Origin of the sequence: Clostridium moutaii, assembly GCF_041205085.1 — a bacterium.
Lineage (GTDB): Bacteria > Bacillota > Clostridia > Clostridiales > Clostridiaceae > Clostridium_B > Clostridium_B moutaii.
The window spans coordinates 75,597-97,329 of record NZ_JBGEWD010000012.1 but is presented as its reverse complement, the minus strand read 5'-3'; the positions used below and the strand labels follow the sequence as shown (position 1 = coordinate 97,329).

The window sequence follows — 21,733 nt, the reverse complement described above, 5'->3', positions numbered from 1 at the left end:
TCCCATAAGTTAGATTTTTAGGTCTAACTTATGGGGGTCAGTTCAGGATTTAACCGGGTGCTTTTTTGCGCAAAATTTAGAGCAGGAAATAGATTCTGCAAGGATTGTGCATCAAGGCAGGTGAGAGGTATGGAAAAAGAAAAGCCCAAGAAGAAAAAATTGATGCGCCATGACTGCTACAGGAGGGTCAAGGGTGCTATTAAGAGAGTGAGGTGAAAGATTATGTCACCTGAAGTTATAAAAATTGGCGGAATAGATTAGTTGATGTATGTGATGAAGGTGATCTGAATGTTGATGGTAAGATAGTATTTCCCAATCAAGAGATAAGGGTTAAAAAGGGATTAGAGGGCAATATGGGGAAAATATTTTATTGCACGAAATAATACATGGAATATTTGAGTTTTGTGGATGGGAGCAGTTACAACAGAAAAACGAAAAATTAAAGCAGACCATTGCTAGTATACAAGAAGCTGTAACTCCTGTGCAAAATACAGCAGGTCCAGCTGATACAAATAATGTAACAGTTCAGCCAGTTCAATAATTTTAATGCCAGGTCATTAATTTGGCTTGGGGCTTATTTTAGTCCATAAAATAAGGATACTGCGTATATATTTTATCGATTTCCCTTTTTATAAATAAATCATGATTCTTCTTGGACTCCATTTTCAGAACCTATTTTACTTAAAGTACATTCTCCACAAAGTTATTTCCAGCACTAATTTTGCTTTGAATTCAGAATTGTAATTTTTTCCTCATATGATTCGGCATACTTTATAAAAAATATTATGAAAAACCTAACTAATATGTAAAAAAAGAGCATATAAAAGTAATCACAATGTATATAAGAAAAAAAGTTAATCCATAACAAAATGTCGGCAATAGTTTACAGCATTTATCCCACAAAGTTGGTAAAAGCAATCCCAAAGGCATAAATAATATAATATTAAATATACTTGTAATGTCCAATGAATCTTTAAAAGGCACTAAATTCATATTATCAGTATGAAATATTGGTTGGCCTTGATTTAAAGACATTTTCCATTCAAACCAAGAAGGGACACCTACTAATACTAAATTAATCATAAGATACAATAAGAAAAGATACCCAAATAAGCGATGTTGACATAATATTTCCTTCCCAGGCTGCTTACTATTTTTCTTTAATATAGCATTTAATATAGTTATTAAAAGAATGATATTATTAACATTAAAAGACTTCTCATAATTTTCTCCCTTTCTTTATGAATATACCTTTGCCCATGCTTTTATAATTACGTATCCATTGCTGAAAAGATTGATAACTTATGCCTAATTGGCCAGCGATACTTCTTTGGCTTCCTTTACCATCCAAGAAAAGTTTTACTGCACAAATCTTTTCATCTGGACTTATTTTATTTTTNGGCCAGCGATACTTCTTTGGCTTCCTTTACCATCCAAGAAAAGTTTTACTGCACAAATCTTTTCATCTGGACTTATTTTATTTTTTGACATAAAAATGCTCCCTTCCAAGTAAACAAGTTTTTATTATTTCACTTGTCTATCTAGAAGGGAGCATATCAATTGAGACAGTTCCTTTACTTGTTTTTCTATAATTCCCGTGGTGCTATACATTTTGCAGCACCCTTATAGTTTTTTCAATTAAACTGGCTGAGGCACTATTACGAATTTCCACCTATATTCTTGAGTTATTTTTTGTACATCCATATAAAATCTCCTTTTAAAGTTAACTTCAAAAACTTTAAAGCTTATTTTAGGAAGATTATCGCATACTTTTTGAACACTTTCCATCCACTTTCTTATTTGACGCATACTTTGCTTTTAGTACTATTTTTGTTTAGTTATATAATATAATTTAGCTTTTCAACAGCATTGATTTTTTGCTTAGGCATTACGTGAGTATAAATATCAGCTGTTGTTTTTATATTGCTATGACCTAATAAAGCTTGTACAGTTTTTAGGGGAGCTCCAGCTTCAAATAATTTTGTGGCATAAGTATACCTTAAACAATGAAATTTTTTATGTTTTATTTTTGCTTTTATTAATAAAAGGTAAAATATAGCAAAAAAGCAAAATGACATAATATTGAAATTTGAAGTAACAAATAAAAAATTGAACAATTATTTTGTATACCGTATTATTCAAAAAAATTTTACGGCATTTTTATGTTCGTGAAACAAATATTTCAAAAAAGGGGCTTATATGAATAAATATCAGAGAAAAAGCTAAGGGAATCAAGAAATTATCTAAATTAGGCATAGGGTATTCTCAACAAAAGGCATTACTGAGAAGGTTTAGTTTTGAACAACTGGATAAGATAATAGAGCAGGCTGAGAAAATTAAAAAGTCAGGTGCTGCTGAAAAATTAATTAAATCCTTTGAAAAATCAATGAGAATACTTTCAAATACCTTACTTAGATTATTCAAAGAAAAAAGCCAGGGATAAACTCCCTGGAATGAGGGTTATTACAATATGAATTTAAACGCTGGGGGTTTATCATCCCCAGCATAAAGTAAGTATCAACATATTGAAGGACAAATATCCTGGTTTATAGGAAATTTAATATTTTAATAACCCAAATACATTGATATCTTTATGTGAATAGGATGCACAGAACTCAAATAATTATTCTGGTAATTTGAGGAGAGATTTTATGAAAGTATTGACTATAAAGCAACCATGGGCAAGTCTCGTAGCCTTAGGCGAGAAACATATAGAGACTAGGTCATGGAAGACTAAGTATCGTGGAACGTTATTAATACATTCAGGGAAGGATACCAAAAACTTAAATCTAGTAAAAGATGCACCATTTAACTATTCTATTTCAGAGGATTATCAATTTCCACTAGGGGTGATAATAGCAAAATGCAATTTCATAGCCTGTCAAAAAATAGTTGAGAATGATGTAACATGCAGTGTTACAGATTGCTAATGCTTTATTAAAAACTTGTGAAACTATTTCAAATTATTTTGGACCAGATACAGAAGTAGCAATGGCATTTCCTGATAAGAAGGAGCATAGAGATAGAATTGCTAAAATTCAACCAATAATAAAAAAATTCAACATTATATTATTTTGGGTTAAAGAAGACAAAAGTGTTGAGAGAGTTTGATTTAATAGAACTTAAAATTATAAAAATCGTGGTACAAAAATAAGATAAATTTGGAACAAAATTCATGTAAAAGTATTATATACTATATACAGCCGATTATGGCTAAGATAAAGCACCAGAGACTAAACTGGTGGTAACTCATAACCCTCCCTTTAATATAATTTAATAAACCCATGGCTCCAGGGTTAAGTGGAACTCCAATGCGGAAAACCGTAAATAAAAATTAATACTACTTATGTATGTCTACTGGAGATAAGCACTGTTAAATTGGTGCTTATTTTCATGATTTAATAAAAAGGTAAATATTGATAATAAATCAAGTAAATGATATAATTAATAAAATTAGTTTAGGGGATGATAATTATGCCAGAAGCTATTCGACAAAATAAAATCAATAAGTTTTCAATAATTTCTTTAATATTAGTTGCTTCTTTATTTCTTTTTGCTGGATTATTGCATACAATCTTAGGGAATGCATTTATAATTATTCCTATTGGTACTATTATTTTTTCTATTATAAGTATTGTAGAATCTAATAAAAATTATAGCTCAGCTGGAATATTGGGAATTATAGTAGGAGTAATTTATGTAGGAATATTTATATATCAACATTTATAGTATTTAAATTAATGCCTATTAAGTATTGGTAATTACCAGTGCTTATTTTTTTATTTAGGAAGCAGGGTTAGAGGCATATAAATTTTTGCAAGAGGGCTTTATTTCAGCCCCGCTTGCTTGAGTATTGGGTTTAGGGTTCCTGGTCTAAGATCTTTATTATGATTAGGTATTGTTATTTTACCAGGTATATTGGGATGAATTAGCTCAATATATGAACCCGTTGTTCCTTTATTATCCAGCCTTTTTTAAAAATTTAAGTAATTGTTTTGGTTTCGTCCCCTTTCCTCCTTACAATTATGATTGGCACATATAATTAATACGTGTCAAGCATTTTATAATAAATATTACATAAATGAAATAAAAATTAATAAAAAAGCAGGTGAGAGGTATGGAAAAAGAAAAACCCAAGAAGAAAAAATTGAATAAGGATGAATTCAGGAGAGGCGAACACCTCTCCTTTTCTGATATATTAAATTTGATGAAACGTAGTAACTATAAAAGACTTAAGGATAATTTAAGGTAGAAAAGATTTAAATTTATTAGAAAATTTACTTAATAATACCCTAAAAAGTGATGCGTGTTTCGTATATATAAATAAATATGAAAACACATAAGAAAATAACCTTAGCGAAAATAGAAACAATTATTTGAAAGGGTGAGTATGGTGTATAATTTTCCGAATTCTATTATAACTTACAGTGCAAATAAATTAGAAGATATAAAAAATAAAGAAGAAGAAATAAAAATGGAACATAACAAATCAGATAGAAATTGTGTAATTGAAGTAATATCTGAACCTAATCCTGAAATGATTGCCTTTGATGGACATACAAATATATCATTTGAGCTTTCAATATATATTAGGCATTTAAGGATTAACTAAAAATAAATTAAAAAATCATTTAAGTAAAGGTAATTACTGATTGTGCCTGTAGTTGCAGGGCACGTTAAACTCAAGTGCAACTGCCACAAGACAGTATATTAAATTGTATTGCCTTAATATTCTAATGTAAAATAGGTATCCATCATTTAGGATGCTTATTTTGCGTTAAGAAAGCAGGGTGAGAGGTGTAGAAAAAAGAAAAGCCCAAGAAGAAAAAATTGAATAAGGATAAACTAGGTTGTAAGGAGAAATTTATATAGTTTAGGATGAATCCACATAATTATGTTGGTTTTATCCATCTTATTATCTAGTCCATCAATTTTTTTGTCGACGCAGTTAATTCTTTTATCAATCTTCTTAAATCTTTTTTACATTTCTGTATACATTTTAGTTATTAAATCAAACATTTTATCTTCGCTGCAGGTTGAAAAAGTGGAGGTTCTGAAAAGGATTGGAGAGATTGAAAGTGGTGAACAATTATTAAAAAGCATAAAATTGAATAGTGATTTTGGCAATGAATTTAATGGAATGTCAATTATGTGGGTATTCCCAAAGAGAAGATGAATATTTCTTAGTTTAAAGGTGACTATATAAATATCAAAATATTTATATAAGGGGTTATACTATGGTAAGAAAAATTATAGAAATAGTTTTTAGAAGTATTTCTATGTACATTATTTTATTAATCTTGGGAAGAATTATCGGAAGAAAATTAATATCAAGAATAACATTTTATGATTTTATAGTTGGGGTTGCTCTTGGGTCTATTGCAGTAAGAATAGCATTAGGCTCACAAGAATCACCATTTTTGGCTGCGATCTCGGTAATCGTTATTAGTGTATTAGTTATTATTACAGATTATTTAAATATTAAAAATTTTAAATTTAGAATATTATTGGATGGAGAGCCAGTGACACTAATAAGTAATGGGAAAATATTAGATTGTAATTTAAAAAAAATGAAAATATCAATAGATCAGTTAATGATGCAATTAAGAGAAAAAGATATATTTAATATAGAAGATGTAGAATTTGCAATTATAGAAAGTGATGGAGAATTAACTGTACTTCCTAAAACAAATAAACAATTAATAACAGCTGGTGATTTAAATATTTCAATAAACTATACTGGTTTAACAAGTGATATAATTGTTGATGGTAAAATAATGCACAGTAATTTAAAAAGCACTAATCATGATGAAAAATGGGTTAGAGAACAACTCAAAGATCACAATATTCGTGATGTAAAGGAGGTTTTTTATGCTGGTTTAAATGCCGCAGGGATTTTATATGTTTCAACAAAAACAAAGTAATTAACTTCAAAATCAAATAATTTAAAGTATACCGTATTATTCGAAAGAATTTTACGGCGTTTTTTATGTTCATAAAACAAAGAATCTATAAATAAATGGATGAATTATAAATGCTATTTCCAATAATAAAAATTAGAGATAAAAGTGATAAGAATGAAGGAAGAATAATTGGTACAAATTTTCACAATGAATTAATAAAGATATATGAAAAAAAGACAAAAGAATTATGTGAAGGTGAACGGGCTTTAATAGATATGGCTAAGAGTTTGAGGGATAAATATATAAAGAAAAATGGATTAGATAATGATGAGGGCATAATTAATTCAGCTGGAAATATTATATAGATATTTTACAAAGAAAAATCCAGAAAATCATCCCTGGAATGAGGGTTACAGTATGAATTTAAACACTGGGGATTCATCGTCCCCAGTATAAGTAAGTATCAACATATTGAAGGACAAATATCCTGGTTCATATGAAACTTAAATACTTTAATAATTTTAATACATTGATAGCTTATATATATAGGATGCACAGAATTTAGGTTATTATTCTGGTAATTTGAGGAATGGTGTATATGAAAAAGTTGACAGCAAAGCAGAAAGTTGAAATTATTTATAATATGCTGCAGAAACGGGAAATTAGGAAGGCCTCCGAAAAGTGGAAGTAGCCAGTAGAGTTTTTAAATGATGCAAAAAAGTGTTGGTTAGAAGCTGCATTGGAGGATGGAATATCAATACCAGAGCCATTGGAAGAAGAAAACTTTTCAGGACAGTTTAAGTTAAAAATGCCTAAATTACTTCATAAAGAATTAATGGAAAAATCTAAAGAAGGAGGTATAAGTATGAATCAGTATTGTTTATATCTTTTAAGCAGAGGTACAGGAATCTAAAGTAAAAGATAAATCTAATAAAATAAATAAAAATCGTTAGATAAAAATAGGACAAAAATAAAACAAACTTGGGATAAAATTCATGTAAAAGTAGTACAGGCTTATAGATAGTCAATTATGGCTAGGATGAAGTACCAGAAACTACAAACTGGTGGTAATTCATAACTCTCTCTTGATAATCCGCCAAGCCCCCTAACAATGCGAAACTGGTGGGGTAAATAAGTCCATGGCTCAAGGGTTAAATGGAGCTCCAATGCGGGAAACCGTAAATAAATTAATACTATTTTTGTATACTTACTTGGAATAAGTACTGTTAAATCGGTGCTTATTTTTATTTTATTCATACAATAATGAGATTTGTTACAAATAGTTAACTAATACGACACTAAGCTGTAATAAAAACCATGTATATTTATAAGTGTCCTAAGGAAATAGCCTTAGCGAAAATAAAAAACGACCATTTGAAAGGGTGAGTATGGTGTGTGATTTCCCAAACGCTACTATAATTTATAATACAAATAAATTAAAAAATATAGAAAATAAAATAGAAGAAATAAAAATGGAACATAAGAAATTAAATAGAAATTGTGAAATTAAAGTAATATCTAATCCTGATCCAAAAATGATTAATTTTGATGGGCATACGGAAATAGAATTTCAATTGTCCATATATATTAAACACTTGAGCTATAACTAAAATAAAATTCAAAAATCATTCAAGTAATGGTAATTACCAAGCTGGTGCTTGTGGTTGCAGGGCACCATAAACTTAAGTGCAACCGCCAAAAGATAGTATATAAATTGACATCCCTTTAAAATTATATTGCAGATTAGGCATCCTAAATGACGGGTGCTTATTTTGCGTGGAGAAAGCAGATGCTGAGGTTTAGATATGACTAGAGAGTTAAATGCAAAATAATTTAAACTCTCTTAGATTATTTAACTTGAATACAAAATAGAAACACGGCGCTCAGTGAAATAAATTGTTCTTTGAAAATTGAATAGTAGGGTGCATGGTATAATTAAAACAGAATAGCAAATAAATATGAAACAGAGATTGCTAATATTTAGTAGGTGATAAGATGAAAATAATACCAAACTGCATATCATTTAGTAGAATAATTTTTTCTTTGATTTTGATTTTTGTTAATCCATTAAGTATAACCTTTTATGTAATATATATTATTTGTGGATTAAGCGATATTATGGATGGATTTATTGCTAGAAAGACGAAGACAATGAGTAGCCTTGGTGCAAAGCTTGATTCCATAGCTGATATGATAATGACAGGGGTATTATTATTTGTGTTTTATTCAATCCTAAATCCTACAGCTGAAATTATCATTTGGGTTATTTCAATCGGCATTATTAGATTGTCATCAATGATTGTAGCCATTAAAAAATATAAAACATTTGCTAGTATTCACACATACGGAAATAAAATTACTGGTATAGTTTTATTTATATTTCCAATTATGCTTTCATATATTTATATAGCTATGTTGATGTATATAATTTGTATTGTGGCAACTATATCAGCAATTGAGGAATTGATTATTCAGTTGACATCAAGTGAACTGCAAGTAAATAGACAAAGTATATTTGTAAAATGAATATATTTTTAGGGCTTATTTAAAACATATTATCTTATTTTAAGATAATAAATTGAAATTAAATAGTTAATAAAGTTTAAACACTGGGGATTAATTATCCCCAGTGTAAATAAGTAAGTGCCAATGCATTAAAGGGCTAGAAATAGCTTTTTTATTTTACCCTAAATATTAACTCATAGGATTTTTATATGATAAATTTTATGGGGGTATAAGATGAAAAAAATAGTATTAATAATTTTATGCTTTATGGTTGTACTTACTGGCTGTTTCCTAAGCTCCAGAGAATGTAAATAATGCAAAAGCTCAATAATTTTAAGCCCAGAGTAGTTTTTATACTTCCTGGACTTAAAATTATTCTATTAAATTGTTATATACTATACTTCATTTAAAGTCGAAGTATCAGATATATTATTATTGTTTTGTTGATATAAATCTGAATTTAAGTATAACTCAGGGTTATTTGATAATATAGGGTTTTGGGATATTAGTTGGGCCTGCTTTTGTATTTCTTTATTACGAGAAGATAGTAAAGTGTTTTTAATAGAATCTTCTTGATCTTGAGTAATAATACCATTTGATACAAGGCTATCTAATGGGGATTCTGAACCAATATTTGAATAGGTTGAAGAAGTGGTATTTAATGAAGAAAGATTGCTTTTAATAGAATTTTCTTGATCCTGGGTAATAGTATTATTTGCCACTAGACTATCCAATGCAGAATTAAATGTGCTATTAGTATTAGAATTCTGAAATGAATTTAAAGTACTTAATGCTTCAGGGCTAAGTTGAATTGAGTCCAATCCTAAACTTGAAATTGAATTATCCGTGTTATCTGAATTATCATCTGAATTTAAAAGTGGATTCTGAAAAATTTGATTATTTGTGTTTATATTATATAAGTATGGAATTAATGAACTAATGTCATTAGACATAATTACACTTCCTTTATAAATTATATTTTTTAAATTATCATACAAATTATCGTATAAATTATAATAAAAAGTATGATAATTAAAAAATGTTATTAAAATGTTTTCAATTTATTAATATTTTAATAATAGGAAAAGTCAGCACAACAGAAATAATTTTAAATTTATCCATATTATGTCTATTCTGTGTTTGAACTTCCTGTATCCTATTTTTTGTAATTCAACTTTAATTTTTCTTGTCCCGTAATTATTGCGGCCTGACTTGAATATATCTTCTATCATAGATATAAGAAGAATTATACTAGGAGATCAGAAGAGTGTTTGCAAATATTATTTACATATAAGGAATACCAAACTTTACGAATCATGAAATCAAAAGTACCAATTATTATATTGATACTTTTGTAATTAGATTATGAAATTTAATATGCGGGTTTATAGAGAAGCAAGAAATGTTTCGTATGTGTCTTCAAATGAGTCGTATGGGTAGGGATTTCCGCCATTTGTGCTCTTGCATTGATTGTCGCTGTATTCTTGCCCAATTGCAAAAAGTTCCCCAACAGTTATAGGATGTCCTGCATCACAAGCTACTTTACAAAAGGTATCCATGGGATCGTCTGCTGAACGGGTTGCAAGCAGTTTCTTTTTTAGCAAAGGGTCTTTTTTAGCATCAGAATAAAGTAGTTCCAGTTCAATAATCGCTTTGTTCATGATTACAACTCCTTACTTTAAATTAATAATATTATTATAGCACTTATATCAGCATTCAAGCTAATAGATGATAAGATATTGTTCTGTTGCAATAAACAAGTGATGATTTAGAGATAAAGAAGAGAAAACACAATAATTATTGGATATTTTCATCAGTATTCTGCAGATTGTTTAAAAATTAAAAATGAATTATTAGAGTATATAGTTTTCCAAGACAAGAAAGATTAGAATGGTTGTTTACTATATTGGAGAAAAAGATAAAAGCCATAGATGACTATTTTAGTAAAAGTTAATTCACAGTTCAAAGATTCTTCAAAGAAAAAGCCAGGGATAAAACCCCTGGTACAATGATTAATTAAAGGAAACAAAATATATGTTATTTAATATAGCAATCTGGTGGAAGTTTAAACACTGGGGATTCATCATCCCCAGTATAAAGTGAGTACCAACATATTGAAGGACAAATATCCTGGTCCATATAAAACTTAAATATTTTAACAACTTTAATACATTGATATCCTTATATGAATAGGATGTGCAGAATTTAAGTTATTATTCTGGAAATTTTAGGAGTTAACGATTTTACAATATCATGGCACTAATAACACAACTTTGTAGCGGAATCAATAAAAAAGTTTGGCATAGAAGGCTTGAATATATGACAAAATAAATAATATTACTAAGCAATTACAGGAATATGTAAAAACACTTATTAATATAGATACAGTAAATGTAGTAACTTGGGATGCAGTAATTCCAGCATAGGAGTGATGTGGATTGAAAAATAAGTTATATAAAGATTTACTTTTGATATTTATAATGGGTGCCTTATATATGGTACTTGAGGGGATTTGGCGTGGATGGACACACATAAGTATACTTGTAGTAGGCGGATTAAGTGCCTTTTTTATAGGAAAATTGAATGAGCATCCTAAATTCTATGATAGAAAAATGTGGCAGCAATGCGTGATTGGAACTGCTATAGTACTTATTCTGGAATTTGTATCAGGTATGGTACTCAATGTGTGGTTAAAACTCAATATATGGGATTACTCAAATACATGGGGGAATTTATACGGCCAAATATGTATACCCTTTGCTATATTGTGGTTTATGTTGGTTCCCTTTGCTATTTATGCAGATGATTATTTGAGATATAAATTGTTTCATGAGAAAAAGCCAGAAGGACTGATAAAAAATTATAGAGATTTATTTACAGGTAATTAGAGGGGATAATATATAGTTTTTATTTTGTCTAATATATTGAAATATGATAATATCAAATTATAGTTGTAAAATATTATAAATTAAAATATATTGCTTGATTAAAAACAACAGGGAGCATGTAATTATAAAGATAACTATAATATATGGAAGTAAAAGAACCGAAGTACCGAAAAAGCTTTGAAATAGTTGAACAAAAATTAAGTTTTTTGGGAATAATGAGTTTTTGATTTATATTTACCAAAAGATCTATCATCATTTTATTGTGGATGTTTTCAGTGCTGTTAAAAGGTAGATTTTGCTAATGATGCCTAATCTAAAAAATGCAGAGATAGTTTACTACCTATGTGCTGTAAATCATTTCTTAAGTTGCTTAATTTGTTTTTGGAGGTCTTTAATTTGGTTTTGCTTTTCTTCTAAAGACTTAAGGTTTTCTTGTTGGGATGCAATATTAAGTATATTAGCTGAAATAGCAGCTAAAAAATTACCCAACACGTTATTATCACTAGCTGATTTTCCATCTGTAAGGGTAAGTGCAACTAAATTTGCTAGAACAGATAAATCTTTAGGAGTTATTGAATCAAAAAGTGACATTATAATTCACCTCAGATTTAGTATATTAAAATAAATTAAGTATAGTGACACTTAAGATATATATGAATTTGAAGATAAGCTAATAATATACTTGGAATATTTTGAAAAAGAAAAAACCAGGGGTATCAAATCCCTGGAATGAGGTTTATAGTATGAAGTTAAACAAAATTTAAGTATGGAGGATTCATCATCTCCAGCATAAAGCAAGTATCAACATATTAAAGGATAAATATCCTGATTCATATAAAACCTTAATAACTTTAATACATTGATGACTTATACATTAGGATATGTAGAATTCAGGTTATTATGCTGGAAATTTAGAGATTTAGAAGAGGCAGAAGTTTTAGAAACAGATTGCAGCAAGCTTCAGAAGCAAGAGAAGAATATTAAGAGGAATATAAGCCATTGCAATGTTTATGTCAGTATAGCATTAGAATTTAGGGTAATTGCTTTTGCATAAATAGTAAGAGGTTGAGTTGGGCTGAATTTATATTATCTTATAATAGTACAGTGAATTAATTATTGAAAATTATTAATTCTATTTAAAAAAAGGAAAGAATTTTATATTTTTAAATAAAATTAAGCAGGAATAAGAAAAATTTTGTAGAATATTAAATGTAGAATACATAAATGTAGAATACATATTTGGAGATGATAAATTGAAGAATATATTAAAATATATACCTGGATTTAGGACGGGTGAAAAGTCTAAGATGATAGTTGCTTCAATATATTATATAACCTGTCCAATAGCACTTATTCCCAATTGGGGGTTATTTTTACTTTTTTTTACAGCACCCTTTGTGTTTTTTTGCGGTATGAGCGCATTTAAAAATAAATCTAAGGAATCGGCTGTAGTTTGCATAGTAGCTTTTATAATTATGTGTGTGGGAAGAGTTCTTATTTCATTAAAAAAATAATATAAAATATACCGTACTATTTTAATTGTAATTTTATAGTACTTTTATGCTCGCACTTCAAGAAATTGTACGATATAAAAATAAGTAACTGTCATCTGGGTGCTTATTTTTTACGTATAAAATGGATTATAAGGTGGTAAAGTAAGATATAAGAATATAAACACAAACAGGTGAATAGTATGATTGAAGATATGGGTGCATCAAAAATAATGGCAGTAATAATAAATATGATGTCAATAGTTATGCCTCTTTTAATAGTATTTATATTAATTATGATAGATAAAAACAACAAAGAATAATATATTTTTTCTTATATGCTTTTATTTAGTATAAATGACACAGTATTGTAACAATAGTGGTGTAAAGTAATAATTGAGCTAAGGTAAAACTTAGTGAAAAATTAAATAACCTATGTACAAATAAGCACTGTTAAATCAGTGCTTATTTTCATATTATTTACAGATTGTTTAAGAAGTAAATGGATAATTAACCAATATGACATTATGATGTCACAAGTAATTTATATAATAATAAGTGTCCTAAGGAAATGACCTTAGAGAAAATGAAAATAACATAATCATATATAAATATCAAAGATAATTTATGCAAAGGTAATTACCAGCTTTGTGTCTGCGGTTGCAGGGCACGTTAAATATAAGTGCAACCTCCAGAATATAATATGTTATATACAGAAAAGCAACCTTTAATTGCCATAAGTACTTATTAAAAGATAAGGAAGGCTAACAGTTTATTTTAATGCTTAAAATACTATCAAAAAATATTTAATTTGCTTTATCCAATAATATGTGTTATACTCTCTTAGTAACTTAAATTGAATAGTAATTAATTTAAACACGAATATATTTCAGTAAGTACTTAATAATATAGTATATTAATATCGAAATTTTATTTGGTTAGGTTTATTACAAAAAGTTTAAGAAAATAAAATTGGAGGTATTAGTATATGACTGGTACAGTTAAATGGTTTAATAGAGATAAAGGATTTGGATTCATTACAGGAGAAGATGGAAAAGATATTTTTGCACATTTTTCTCAAATAAATTCAGATGGTTATAAATCACTTGATGAAGGTCAAAAAGTTTCTTATGATGAAGGTAAGGGACAAAAGGGACCACAAGCAGAAAATATTACTGTTCTTTAATTAGTAAATATTTTATCCCTTAGATATATATCTAAGGGATTTTTGCTGTTTAAAATTGGATGAATATTTGAAATTTTATTTCATAGAAATTAATGCTTGATTTGGAAAATATTTACGTATATAATAATACTTGTCCTAAGATTAATACTTAGAGGGGAGAGTAGACATTTGGAGAATACCAGGTGTTTATTTTCTTATTAAAATAGATTCTATAATATTGGTATTAATTGAGATTATAGGTTATACTATAAATAAGAGGTGATTTACTTGGGACGTAAAAATATTAAAGGTAAGAATAGGGAATTAACTGATTTTAGTTATTTACTCAATAAAAATGAGGAAAAAAATGATAGTAATAAAATAGAGAAAGATGATGAGAAGAAGGATTAATTACCTTCTTTTTTATGTATAGAATAATAAAAAAGATGAACAAGATGGTAATGTAGAAAAATAGTGGAACCTTATTTTAATAAAAATAATAAAATAAATAAGGAGCTGGAGTTTAATGCAGTTACTGAATTGAATAATTTAGAGCTGACTGAAAGACAAAGGCTCTTTATATTTTTATCATATTATATATGCTGTTTGGTAAGTTAAGCCTGTGTATAGACTATAATTTTATAAAGTAATTGACTGAGAGACATTTTCAAATAATAGGATTTATATTGGTATTTACAGGATATTCAAAAAGTAAACAGTTAATTAACAAGTCTGACACTATGTTGCCACAGTTATTGGGTATCATAATAAGTACTCTAAGGAATAAACCTTAGAGAAAATAAAATATTTATGTAGAGCTCCTTAAAAGTGTACTATCAATTAATAAGCATCAGTAAAAACTGATGCTTATTAATATGTATTTCATAAAATAAATAATTTATATATTTATAAAAAGCACTTTCTTTTCTATACTGATTTGAGAAAGGAGGTGTTTTTTTATGTCTAGAATTGACAGAATATTGAAAGAAGTAGAAAAATTAAGAACTGACTTATTAAAGGCAATTAGGCAAAATGGAAATTTACTGGATTCAGAAATAATTGCTGAAAGTCAAAAGCTGGATTTGATCTTGAATGAGTACAGCAAGGCAATTAACAAAAGAATGGACAAGTAAAAAAGGGGAGGCTCCGGCCTCTCTTTTATAAACAACTAAGAAAATGTCCATAATTTATTTAATATATAATTAAACACACCTGTAATAGCGGTAGACATTAACTGAGATAATATTTTATTAAAGTGTAAGATATTAACTAAAAAAATTAAAATTATAGTACTAAGAATAAGTGATATTGAATTCACAATAATAAATTTAACAAATGAAGTACTTATATTTCCATTGGATTTAAACACCCAAAGCGTATTACAGATAAATCCATTTATGATTCCAAGGGAATATGCTGTAATATTTGAAGTTATATAGTTAATATCAATTTTTATGAGAATATTATAAACAATTAACGTTATGGCTGTATTTAAAGTTCCTGAAATAACATATTTTATAAATTGTTTTCTTTTTAATAATAAATTTAAAAACATTTTTTATCTCCATAAATACTTTTTATTCTTTATAATAAGTACTATTTTATAAAGAATTTTAAAACATTATTCTTAATGCTTTCTTAAAAAATAACGATCAATATATTAAAAGAGTAGTACATATTCTATTGGGATTGTAAAAGTTTGCAGGAATTTAAAGGTTAATGTAGAATACTAAGTTAAAAATACACGTTTTTGGAGGGGGATATACATGAAAAAGATTTTCACATCAACTTTTATAACTATTCTAATTTTAAGCTTCATAATAATGCCTTGCAGGGCAGATGACAGTATCAGACAAAAATATGTTAATTACAAGGGGGTAAAAATATATACTGAAGTTTATAATTATAAACCAAATGCAAATGAAGCAATTATATTCTTGCATGGGCTGGGTGGGAGTCATATCCATGGTCAATTTTTGTATAACCAAAGTAATCCGTATATGACAATAACGTTAGATTATTTAGATCATGGCAATAGCGGACATGTACCATCTATGTCTTGGAATACTCAGCTGGATTCAATAAAAGCAGTGTTAGATTCATATGGCATAAAAAAGGCACATTTAGTTGGACATTCTTTTGGAGCAGATACAGCCATGATGTTTGCCCAAAAATATCCTGATAGAGTAAAAGATATTATATTACTTGACAGAGCATATTATAATTACAAGGATCTTGAAAAATTTAATGTGACAGAAGATACCATGAACATTTTGGAGTATGAACCAGAATCCGGTTTGTCATATAATGAATTTCTACAATATATGGATATGTCATGGAATAATGATATTACTAAGACCTGGGACATCAATAAAGACGTATTGCTGCTTGCAGGAAACGGAAAAAATTTTACAGGAGATCCTTCGACTGGTACACCCTCTTTAGCAGGGATTATTTCAATGATTAAAGAAAATCCTTCAGAGTTTGGAATTGATCCTGACAAAGCTAAATTACTTCCAGATATTACAGAAAATAATGTATCAGATTTAGTTAATTTCTTAAAGAAAAAAAGTAATGAATTTGATGATGTTAATAAAAGGTTTAGTGTAATACAAACCAATTATGCTCATGGTGATATGGTTAGGGATCCTGATGCCATGGATGCAATGAGAAACTACGTTATCAATTATTTACAAAGTGGAGACAAACATATAAATAAGCCTAAAGATGGTTTTGATGAGAAATATAAACATTCAATTTATAAATATAATTTCCTTCACTAAAAATTTTTTAACTGATTTAGCTTTATAGATAAAGGGCATGTTTCAAAATAATATTTTGAAACATGCCCTCTGAATTACTTTAGATTACTTTAGATTTTGTTCATAGGCTTGAATCATTTTCTTTACCATATTTCCGCCTACTGAGCCAGCTTCCCTGGAAGTTAAATCTCCATTATAACCTTCTTTTAAGTTTACTCCAACTTCTCTTGCTGATTCCATCTTAAATCGGTTTAAAGCTTCTCTAGCTTGTGGTATTACTAATTTATTACTACTGTATGCCATAATATTCACCTCTTTTTATAGTAAACTTTACTGCTTACAATTAAAGTTTGTGCATTTTTATAAAAATTACTCCAGGTAATTAAATGGATACCAGGTTATAATTGTAAAAACTGAAATGTTCATAAAATATTAAAGAAGTAAATATTTATTTAATATATATGACACAGTATTGACACAGCTATTGCATAAAATAATAATTGTAACAGGCAAATAACTTAATTATATAGATCTCCCTTAAAAAAGTAAGCATTGGGAATGACCAGTGTTTACTTTTTAATAATTCAATAGATAAAAATATATTTATCAATAAATGAAGTTGGACAAGAAATCAATGCATTTATATGTTCAGGTGAATATATTATAATAATGAGAGAGGGGAGGAATGACTTTGAAAAAGACTTATGTTTTAGATACCAATGTTATTCTGTATTCATCAGGGGCTATATTGTCTTTTGAGGATGGGGATGTAGTCATACCTGAAGTTGTACTTGAGGAACTGGATGGATTTAAAAAGGACAAGAATGATCTGGGTGCAAATGCCAGACATGCGGCCAGATTAATAGACGGTTTTAGAAAAAAAGGAAAGCTTAATAGTGGAGTGCAATTGCCATCTGGTGGAAAGTTCAGAGTTGAAATGAATCATTATGATGTGGAGTTGCCTCCGGCTTGGGATAAGAGCAAGCCCGATAACAGAATAATGCAGGTATGTAAGGGTCTTAAGGAGCAGGGCGAAAATGTTTGTTTAATAACAAAAGATATTTTTGAAAGAATTAAAGCTGATATAATTAATATAGATGTAGAAGATTTTTATGAGAAGGTTGTTCCGGAAGATGAAAGCCAATATACGGGAAGAATAGATGTGTACACATCAAAACAAAACATAGCAAGTTTTTATAGAGATAAGTATATAGAAGCTGATAAGATTACTTGCTATAATGAAGAAACTGAAAAATATTTTGCACCGGTTCTCTATGTTAATGAATTTATTATAATACATTGCTTCGATCAGCCCAGACAAACTGCGCTTGGAAGATTTGACGGCAAAAAAATTGTCCAACTTTATTTTAAAGGTAGTTCACCTCTGGGAATAAATCCAAGAAATGTGGGTCAGAAGTTTATGTTAGAAGCTCTTCTTACAGATGCTGAAAAAGCTCCCCTTGTTATAATAAAGGGACCTGCGGGGACGGCAAAAACCTTTTTTTCATTAGCAGTTGGACTTCATAACATGATGGAGGAGGATAATAGAAAGTATAGAAAAATGTTGGTATGTAGACCCAATGTTACCATGGATGAAGATATAGGATTTTTGCCGGGTACGGAACAGGAGAAGATATTCCCTTTTATGAGACCCATATTGGATAATCTGGAGATACTAGTGGATTCTGATGAAAAAGAAAGATATAAGAATGAAAAAGAACTAGAAGATAAAGTGATGGAGTTATTTGACAGGAGAATTATAACTACGGAAGCAGTGGGGTATTTAAGAGGACGATCCATTACAAAAAACTGGCTTGTAGTTGATGAAGCTCAAAATTTAACTCCTAAACAGGTGAAAGCTATAATAACCAGAGTTGGAGCAGGCACTAAGTTATTGTTAATAGGAGATCCAGAGCAAATAGATCAGGCATTTTTGGATTCCAGATCCAATGGATTATGTTATGCCTCGGAAAAGATGAAAGGAAGTCATCTATGTTATCAGGTTACTTTAAAACATGATGAATGTGAAAGATCACCGCTGGCCTATGAGGCCTCTAAAAGATTGTAAATTGAAATAATTTTGAATATAATCATACCATATAAAGATACTTTGCTATGGGCATATTATATATTATCATAGCAAATATCTTTTTTATTTACCGTTTTTTTATGAAGTTTTTATATATTTATAATTATTTCTATTTAAAAATTTTATCGTTTATTGTACAATATTGAAAGATATAATTTTAATTTAACATATATTTTTTAGAAAGGAAAGGTTTAAATGCATGAAAAAAAGGAAAACAGCAGGTAAAAAAAAGAAGTCAGTTTGGAAACTGATATTTTGTTTTTTACTGTTTGAATGTATATTTACGGGAATTACTGTCCCTTTTTTGGTATTTTATGGTCCTTTTGATAATGTAAAGAGAACAGTAGTAGGTGCATCCATGACAACTTTAAGTCATCAATATATTGCAAAATTATTTTTATCAGATAATGATATACAAAAAATAGTGGCTGGGAATACAGCTGAAAATATAGAACAGGATAATGTAAAACCCTTAAGTTTTGAAAATAAACATGACAGCAGCATAGAAAGGGAAGACATAACTGATGGTAGAAAATTTAAGGGATACATATTGATAATTCATGATCCTACCAGGATTAAAGTTGGATACAGCAAGAAATTAGGAGTTGCAGGAGAACTTACAAGTAGAATAGCAAAGGACAATAATGCTGTAGCTGCCATAAATGGAGGAGGATTTAAGGATAGTTCCTCTAGTAACAGCAAGTGGACGGGTACAGGAGGAAAACCTACAGGTATACTCATGAGCAGCGGGAATATTGTTGCCAATGATATAAGTGATCCTAACCAGAAATTAGAGGTAATGGCAATTACAAGTAAAGGGCAGCTTTTAGTGGGAAATCACAGTTTGAATGAAATGAAAGAAAAAGGTGTTACAGAAGCTATATCTTTTGGACCTGCTTTAGTGGTAAATGGAAAGGGTACTATAAAATCCGGAGATGGCGGCTGGGGAATAGCCCCTAGAACTTCAATAGGTCAAAGGGCAGATGGAGCTATTTTGTTTCTTGTTATAGATGGACGTCAGACTAAAAGTGTAGGAGCTTCCCTCAAGGATGTTCAAAATATAATGATTAAATATGGTGCAATAAATGCTACGAATTTAGATGGAGGTTCTTCTTCTACCATGTATTACGAAGGAGAAGTAATAAACAATACCTGTGATCCTCTTGGCGAAAGATCCGTTCCATCTGCTATTTATGTAAAGCCATAGAAACTTATTATATAATTATTAAAGGGGAGTGTGAGATGAAAGTTTTTAAAAGAATTATTGTTTGGGTAGCTGTATCACTGGCAATACAATTTGCAGGATTATTTTATATAAATAATTATTTCTTATCTTCTCAAACCGAAATAAAAACCAAAAAGGTTTTAAAAAGTGAACCTAAAAAAGAAGATGCAGTTATAAAAATACCACAGGATGCTAAAAATGTTAGCGTTTCCTTTGATGGCAAATATCTGGCTTACTACCAGGGAGATATTTTAAAAGTTGTAGATTCAAAAACTGGCGATGAAAAAAATGTAGAATTTAAAGATGGAGTGAAGGTGTCTTTTTATAAATGGCTTAAGGATAGAAATAGAATGCTTATAGCAGAAAAGGAAGATTCTAATGGAAGTTCCAAATTTAATTTGTCTTATTATGAGGCAGATAAGGATATAAAAGAAGATATAAAAGAATTGGATTGGTCTGATAAAAATGCTCAAATTGATGATATACAGGAATCTCCTTTTACAAATGTAATATATGTTAAAATGGAAAGTAAAGGACGAAGGACCAATATATACAGAATAAATATAATGAATGACATGCAAAAAATATCTACAAGATCTTATATAATAGGTAAAATTGGAATTTTATCCCTGGATGACAAGCTTATATATGGAGATGATATATATCATAATATATATGTTACAGGCAGAGAAAATCCTATTACCATTAAAGGAGTTAAAAATCCCACATGGATAGGGTCGGATGAAAATGATAAAATCTATATAGGGGATGAAGAAAACGGCAAGATATCAAATATTTATTATGGTAATATAAATACAGATGAAAATAATTACGGAAACATAAATTTGAATCAATCTGTAGATAAAGATGACATATTCGTAATGCCTTCAGGAAAGATATACATAAATGACAACCTAAAAGGAGTTGTCACTGAAGTGGGAACTGGAAAACAGTATACATATAAGGGAAATTTCATACAAATATTTGAAGGTGGAATTGCATCCATAAGTAATGGTCAATTGGAAAAGGCATCATTAAATTAAAAAGGGAAGGAATGAAATATTTGACTGAAACTATATTAGATAAAATACTTATCATACCTGCTATACTTATTGGATTTGCATTTCATGAGTTTGCACATGCAGTTATAGCAGATAAATTGGGAGATAAAACTCCTAAATTTCAGGGAAGACTTACATTAAATCCATTTGCCCATGTGGATATTATAGGATTTATAATGATACTATTGGCGGGGTTTGGGTGGGCAAAACCAGTTGAAATCAACCCCAATGCCTTTAAAAACAGGAATGCGGATGATTTAAAGGTATCCATTGCAGGTCCGCTGGCAAATTTGATAATAGCCTTTTTAGCTGCCATCTTGGTGGTGTTATTATATAAATTTGGAGGATTGTCCATAGGAACTTCTTCAACTTTTAACATATTGACTAAGATTATACTGTATATCGTCAATATAAACTGTATGTTATTTGTGTTTAACTTAATACCAATACCCGGGTTAGATGGATTTCATATATTAAGAGATATTTTCCCTTCATTATTTTATAAGATATCGGGCAGTATATACAGATATCAATTTATTATATTGGTGTTATTTGTAGCTACTCCACTGGCAAGATATATAGTGGGTGTTCCATCTTTTATGATATATCGGGCTTTTATCAATATAGCCAATAGCATATTTTAAA

At 29.0% G+C, this 21,733-nt stretch carries 33 protein-coding genes; 24 read left to right on the top strand and 9 right to left on the bottom strand.

What is annotated here, in order from left to right; genetic code table 11:
• The first annotated feature begins 370 nt into the window (after positions 1-370).
• Positions 371-541 carry a hypothetical protein gene (locus tag AB8U03_RS12845; RefSeq protein WP_369704953.1) on the top strand — a complete coding sequence of 57 codons (171 nt, stop codon included), beginning with the start codon at positions 371-373 and terminating at the stop codon, positions 539-541.
• A 257-nt stretch (positions 542-798) separates the two neighbouring features.
• Here the strand turns inward: AB8U03_RS12845 and AB8U03_RS12840 are convergent, their stop codons facing one another.
• The 3 genes from AB8U03_RS12840 to AB8U03_RS12830 all read right to left on the bottom strand — a co-directional run bounded on the left by AB8U03_RS12840 (position 799) and on the right by AB8U03_RS12830 (position 2,117).
• On the bottom strand, positions 799-1,092 hold the full coding sequence (locus AB8U03_RS12840) for a VanZ family protein (protein WP_369704952.1): 294 nt from the start codon (positions 1,090-1,092) through the stop codon (positions 799-801).
• A gap of 127 nt (positions 1,093-1,219) precedes the next feature.
• Entirely contained in the window at positions 1,220-1,390 is a 171-nt protein-coding gene (locus AB8U03_RS12835) for a transposase (protein ID WP_369704956.1), read from the bottom strand.
• A gap of 448 nt (positions 1,391-1,838) precedes the next feature.
• Entirely contained in the window at positions 1,839-2,117 is a 279-nt protein-coding gene (locus AB8U03_RS12830) for a tyrosine-type recombinase/integrase (protein WP_369704951.1), read from the bottom strand.
• 519 nt (positions 2,118-2,636) lie between these two features.
• On the opposite strand from AB8U03_RS12830, the gene AB8U03_RS12825 reads away from it, so the two are divergent.
• From AB8U03_RS12825 to AB8U03_RS12815, 3 genes are all read left to right on the top strand, one after another.
• Positions 2,637-2,930 carry an ASCH domain-containing protein gene (locus tag AB8U03_RS12825; protein WP_369704950.1) on the top strand — a complete coding sequence of 98 codons (294 nt, stop codon included), beginning with the start codon at positions 2,637-2,639 and terminating at the stop codon, positions 2,928-2,930.
• Complete coding sequence (locus AB8U03_RS12820) at positions 2,914-3,111, top strand: hypothetical protein (RefSeq protein ID WP_369704949.1); 198 nt, start codon at positions 2,914-2,916, stop codon at positions 3,109-3,111. The genes AB8U03_RS12825 and AB8U03_RS12820 overlap by 17 nt, the downstream gene beginning before the upstream one ends.
• A 363-nt stretch (positions 3,112-3,474) precedes the next feature.
• Complete coding sequence (locus AB8U03_RS12815) at positions 3,475-3,729, top strand: hypothetical protein (protein WP_369704948.1); 255 nt, start codon at positions 3,475-3,477, stop codon at positions 3,727-3,729.
• Positions 3,730-3,827: 98 nt separating this feature from the next.
• On the opposite strand, the gene AB8U03_RS12810 is transcribed toward AB8U03_RS12815, so the two are convergent.
• Entirely contained in the window at positions 3,828-3,899 is a 72-nt protein-coding gene (locus AB8U03_RS12810) for a type II toxin-antitoxin system HicA family toxin (RefSeq protein ID WP_369704955.1), read from the bottom strand.
• A 218-nt stretch (positions 3,900-4,117) separates the two neighbouring features.
• Between AB8U03_RS12810 and AB8U03_RS12805 the strand changes: the two genes are divergently transcribed.
• The 8 genes from AB8U03_RS12805 (at position 4,118) to AB8U03_RS12770 (ending at position 8,429) form a co-directional block, all read left to right on the top strand.
• Positions 4,118-4,252: a hypothetical protein gene (locus AB8U03_RS12805; RefSeq protein ID WP_369704947.1), complete on the top strand. Its 135-nt coding sequence runs from the start codon at positions 4,118-4,120 to the stop codon at positions 4,250-4,252.
• 138 nt (positions 4,253-4,390) lie between these two features.
• On the top strand, positions 4,391-4,612 hold the full coding sequence (locus AB8U03_RS12800) for a hypothetical protein (protein WP_369704946.1): 222 nt from the start codon (positions 4,391-4,393) through the stop codon (positions 4,610-4,612).
• 432 nt (positions 4,613-5,044) lie between these two features.
• Positions 5,045-5,176 (top strand): hypothetical protein, encoded by a 132-nt coding sequence (locus AB8U03_RS12795; protein WP_369704945.1) that lies wholly within the window; start codon positions 5,045-5,047, stop codon positions 5,174-5,176.
• Positions 5,177-5,237: 61 nt separating this feature from the next.
• A complete protein-coding gene (locus AB8U03_RS12790) occupies positions 5,238-5,924 on the top strand; it encodes a DUF421 domain-containing protein (protein ID WP_369704944.1) in 687 nt (228 codons plus the stop codon).
• Between the two features lie 110 nt (positions 5,925-6,034).
• On the top strand, positions 6,035-6,268 hold the full coding sequence (locus AB8U03_RS12785; RefSeq protein WP_369704943.1) for a hypothetical protein: 234 nt from the start codon (positions 6,035-6,037) through the stop codon (positions 6,266-6,268).
• A 374-nt stretch (positions 6,269-6,642) separates the two neighbouring features.
• Positions 6,643-6,816, top strand: a complete 174-nt coding sequence (locus AB8U03_RS12780; protein ID WP_369704942.1) for a toxin-antitoxin system HicB family antitoxin — start codon at positions 6,643-6,645, stop codon at positions 6,814-6,816.
• A 475-nt stretch (positions 6,817-7,291) separates the two neighbouring features.
• Positions 7,292-7,513: a hypothetical protein gene (locus tag AB8U03_RS12775; RefSeq protein ID WP_369704941.1), complete on the top strand. Its 222-nt coding sequence runs from the start codon at positions 7,292-7,294 to the stop codon at positions 7,511-7,513.
• A 385-nt stretch (positions 7,514-7,898) separates the two neighbouring features.
• Positions 7,899-8,429 (top strand): CDP-alcohol phosphatidyltransferase family protein, encoded by a 531-nt coding sequence (locus tag AB8U03_RS12770; RefSeq protein ID WP_369704940.1) that lies wholly within the window; start codon positions 7,899-7,901, stop codon positions 8,427-8,429.
• A 374-nt stretch (positions 8,430-8,803) separates the two neighbouring features.
• Here the strand turns inward: AB8U03_RS12770 and AB8U03_RS12765 are convergent, their stop codons facing one another.
• Together AB8U03_RS12765 and AB8U03_RS12760 are read right to left on the bottom strand one after the other, a co-directional pair.
• Positions 8,804-9,361, bottom strand: a complete 558-nt coding sequence (locus tag AB8U03_RS12765; protein WP_369704939.1) for a hypothetical protein — start codon at positions 9,359-9,361, stop codon at positions 8,804-8,806.
• A 432-nt stretch (positions 9,362-9,793) separates the two neighbouring features.
• The gene (locus AB8U03_RS12760) at positions 9,794-10,069 is read right to left on the bottom strand and encodes a hypothetical protein (RefSeq protein WP_369704938.1); all 276 of its coding nucleotides are present in this window, start codon (positions 10,067-10,069) and stop codon (positions 9,794-9,796) included.
• 777 nt (positions 10,070-10,846) lie between these two features.
• Between AB8U03_RS12760 and AB8U03_RS12755 the strand changes: the two genes are divergently transcribed.
• Positions 10,847-11,296: a putative ABC transporter permease gene (locus tag AB8U03_RS12755; RefSeq protein WP_369704937.1), complete on the top strand. Its 450-nt coding sequence runs from the start codon at positions 10,847-10,849 to the stop codon at positions 11,294-11,296.
• A gap of 354 nt (positions 11,297-11,650) precedes the next feature.
• Here the strand turns inward: AB8U03_RS12755 and AB8U03_RS12750 are convergent, their stop codons facing one another.
• Positions 11,651-11,887 (bottom strand): hypothetical protein, encoded by a 237-nt coding sequence (locus AB8U03_RS12750; protein WP_369704936.1) that lies wholly within the window; start codon positions 11,885-11,887, stop codon positions 11,651-11,653.
• Positions 11,888-12,158: 271 nt separating this feature from the next.
• Here AB8U03_RS12750 and AB8U03_RS12745 point away from each other — a divergent pair, with 271 nt between their 5' ends.
• The 6 genes from AB8U03_RS12745 (at position 12,159) to AB8U03_RS12720 (ending at position 15,084) form a co-directional block, all read left to right on the top strand.
• Positions 12,159-12,350 carry a hypothetical protein gene (locus AB8U03_RS12745; RefSeq protein WP_369704935.1) on the top strand — a complete coding sequence of 64 codons (192 nt, stop codon included), beginning with the start codon at positions 12,159-12,161 and terminating at the stop codon, positions 12,348-12,350.
• A 199-nt stretch (positions 12,351-12,549) separates the two neighbouring features.
• The gene (locus AB8U03_RS12740; protein ID WP_369704934.1) at positions 12,550-12,810 is read left to right on the top strand and encodes a hypothetical protein; all 261 of its coding nucleotides are present in this window, start codon (positions 12,550-12,552) and stop codon (positions 12,808-12,810) included.
• A gap of 170 nt (positions 12,811-12,980) precedes the next feature.
• A complete protein-coding gene (locus AB8U03_RS12735; protein WP_369704933.1) occupies positions 12,981-13,109 on the top strand; it encodes a hypothetical protein in 129 nt (42 codons plus the stop codon).
• Positions 13,110-13,774: 665 nt separating this feature from the next.
• A complete protein-coding gene (locus tag AB8U03_RS12730; protein ID WP_369704932.1) occupies positions 13,775-13,972 on the top strand; it encodes a cold-shock protein in 198 nt (65 codons plus the stop codon).
• 267 nt (positions 13,973-14,239) lie between these two features.
• Positions 14,240-14,362, top strand: a complete 123-nt coding sequence (locus tag AB8U03_RS12725; RefSeq protein WP_369704931.1) for a hypothetical protein — start codon at positions 14,240-14,242, stop codon at positions 14,360-14,362.
• A gap of 548 nt (positions 14,363-14,910) precedes the next feature.
• Complete coding sequence (locus AB8U03_RS12720) at positions 14,911-15,084, top strand: aspartyl-phosphate phosphatase Spo0E family protein (RefSeq protein ID WP_369704930.1); 174 nt, start codon at positions 14,911-14,913, stop codon at positions 15,082-15,084.
• A gap of 35 nt (positions 15,085-15,119) precedes the next feature.
• On the opposite strand, the gene AB8U03_RS12715 is transcribed toward AB8U03_RS12720, so the two are convergent.
• Entirely contained in the window at positions 15,120-15,506 is a 387-nt protein-coding gene (locus AB8U03_RS12715; protein ID WP_369704929.1) for a GtrA family protein, read from the bottom strand.
• A 211-nt stretch (positions 15,507-15,717) separates the two neighbouring features.
• Between AB8U03_RS12715 and AB8U03_RS12710 the strand changes: the two genes are divergently transcribed.
• Complete coding sequence (locus AB8U03_RS12710) at positions 15,718-16,734, top strand: alpha/beta fold hydrolase (protein WP_369704928.1); 1,017 nt, start codon at positions 15,718-15,720, stop codon at positions 16,732-16,734.
• Between the two features lie 84 nt (positions 16,735-16,818).
• Here the strand turns inward: AB8U03_RS12710 and AB8U03_RS12705 are convergent, their stop codons facing one another.
• On the bottom strand, positions 16,819-17,016 hold the full coding sequence (locus tag AB8U03_RS12705; RefSeq protein ID WP_369704927.1) for a small, acid-soluble spore protein, alpha/beta type: 198 nt from the start codon (positions 17,014-17,016) through the stop codon (positions 16,819-16,821).
• A 388-nt stretch (positions 17,017-17,404) separates the two neighbouring features.
• Between AB8U03_RS12705 and AB8U03_RS12700 the strand changes: the two genes are divergently transcribed.
• From AB8U03_RS12700 to AB8U03_RS12685, 4 genes are all read left to right on the top strand, one after another.
• Positions 17,405-18,781, top strand: a complete 1,377-nt coding sequence (locus tag AB8U03_RS12700) for a PhoH family protein (protein WP_369704926.1) — start codon at positions 17,405-17,407, stop codon at positions 18,779-18,781.
• A 220-nt stretch (positions 18,782-19,001) separates the two neighbouring features.
• A complete protein-coding gene (locus AB8U03_RS12695; protein WP_369704925.1) occupies positions 19,002-20,009 on the top strand; it encodes a phosphodiester glycosidase family protein in 1,008 nt (335 codons plus the stop codon).
• Positions 20,010-20,044: 35 nt separating this feature from the next.
• The gene (locus AB8U03_RS12690) at positions 20,045-21,070 is read left to right on the top strand and encodes an NHL repeat-containing protein (protein WP_369704924.1); all 1,026 of its coding nucleotides are present in this window, start codon (positions 20,045-20,047) and stop codon (positions 21,068-21,070) included.
• Between the two features lie 11 nt (positions 21,071-21,081).
• Positions 21,082-21,732, top strand: a complete 651-nt coding sequence (locus AB8U03_RS12685) for a site-2 protease family protein (protein WP_369704923.1) — start codon at positions 21,082-21,084, stop codon at positions 21,730-21,732.
• Position 21,733: the final 1 nt, after the last annotated feature.

Bases quoted from the DNA above. Each gene is read 5' to 3' on its own strand.
- AB8U03_RS12815 (WP_369704948.1), top strand. From the start codon at position 3,475: ATGCCAGAAGCTATTCGACAAAATAAAATCAATAAGTTTTCAATAATT.
- AB8U03_RS12805 (WP_369704947.1), top strand. From the start codon at position 4,118: ATGGAAAAAGAAAAACCCAAGAAGAAAAAATTGAATAAGGATGAATTC.
- AB8U03_RS12800 (WP_369704946.1), top strand. From the start codon at position 4,391: ATGGTGTATAATTTTCCGAATTCTATTATAACTTACAGTGCAAATAAA.
- AB8U03_RS12790 (WP_369704944.1), top strand. From the start codon at position 5,238: ATGGTAAGAAAAATTATAGAAATAGTTTTTAGAAGTATTTCTATGTAC.
- AB8U03_RS12785 (WP_369704943.1), top strand. From the start codon at position 6,035: ATGCTATTTCCAATAATAAAAATTAGAGATAAAAGTGATAAGAATGAA.
- AB8U03_RS12775 (WP_369704941.1), top strand. From the start codon at position 7,292: ATGGTGTGTGATTTCCCAAACGCTACTATAATTTATAATACAAATAAA.
- AB8U03_RS12770 (WP_369704940.1), top strand. From the start codon at position 7,899: ATGAAAATAATACCAAACTGCATATCATTTAGTAGAATAATTTTTTCT.
- AB8U03_RS12765 (WP_369704939.1), bottom strand. From the start codon at position 9,361: ATGTCTAATGACATTAGTTCATTAATTCCATACTTATATAATATAAAC.
- AB8U03_RS12760 (WP_369704938.1), bottom strand. From the start codon at position 10,069: ATGAACAAAGCGATTATTGAACTGGAACTACTTTATTCTGATGCTAAA.
- AB8U03_RS12750 (WP_369704936.1), bottom strand. From the start codon at position 11,887: ATGTCACTTTTTGATTCAATAACTCCTAAAGATTTATCTGTTCTAGCA.
- AB8U03_RS12745 (WP_369704935.1), top strand. From the start codon at position 12,159: ATGACTTATACATTAGGATATGTAGAATTCAGGTTATTATGCTGGAAA.
- AB8U03_RS12730 (WP_369704932.1), top strand. From the start codon at position 13,775: ATGACTGGTACAGTTAAATGGTTTAATAGAGATAAAGGATTTGGATTC.
- AB8U03_RS12720 (WP_369704930.1), top strand. From the start codon at position 14,911: ATGTCTAGAATTGACAGAATATTGAAAGAAGTAGAAAAATTAAGAACT.
- AB8U03_RS12715 (WP_369704929.1), bottom strand. From the start codon at position 15,506: ATGTTTTTAAATTTATTATTAAAAAGAAAACAATTTATAAAATATGTT.
- AB8U03_RS12710 (WP_369704928.1), top strand. From the start codon at position 15,718: ATGAAAAAGATTTTCACATCAACTTTTATAACTATTCTAATTTTAAGC.
- AB8U03_RS12705 (WP_369704927.1), bottom strand. From the start codon at position 17,016: ATGGCATACAGTAGTAATAAATTAGTAATACCACAAGCTAGAGAAGCT.
- AB8U03_RS12695 (WP_369704925.1), top strand. From the start codon at position 19,002: ATGAAAAAAAGGAAAACAGCAGGTAAAAAAAAGAAGTCAGTTTGGAAA.
- AB8U03_RS12690 (WP_369704924.1), top strand. From the start codon at position 20,045: ATGAAAGTTTTTAAAAGAATTATTGTTTGGGTAGCTGTATCACTGGCA.
- AB8U03_RS12685 (WP_369704923.1), top strand. From the start codon at position 21,082: ATGAAATATTTGACTGAAACTATATTAGATAAAATACTTATCATACCT.